Origin of the sequence: Hydrogenophaga sp. OTU3427 (genome assembly GCF_038440225.1) — a bacterium.
Lineage (GTDB): Bacteria > Pseudomonadota > Gammaproteobacteria > Burkholderiales > Burkholderiaceae_C > Hydrogenophaga.
In genome coordinates, this window is sequence record NZ_JASATI010000142.1 from 1 (window position 1) to 291 (window position 291).

At 67.7% G+C, this 291-nt stretch carries 1 protein-coding gene; it reads right to left on the minus strand.

Annotated features, from left to right (window positions below):
- Window positions 1–291 (minus strand): SDR family NAD(P)-dependent oxidoreductase (locus AAHB17_RS24650; protein WP_342133700.1); only part of this gene is annotated, 291 nt, incomplete at both ends.

Sequence of the window (291 nt, forward strand, 5' to 3'; positions counted from 1 at the left end):
ACGAGCGTTGCGCTAGAGGTCACGTTGATCACCAGACCCGATCGGCGCGCGCGGAACTGCGGAAGCACCGCCTGCGTCATGGCCATGGTCCCGAAGGTGTTGGTTTCGAAGATGTCGCGCACCGTCGCCATGGGCGTGGCCTCGAAGGCGCCGAAGAGGCCGAGGCCGGCGTTGTTCACCAGCACGTCAATGGGGCCGGCGGCCTCCAGGGTGCGCTCGATGCTGTCGGGGCGGGTCACGTCCAGCGGCAATACGCACATCCGCGCCGAAAGCGGCAGCAGGTCGGTGCGT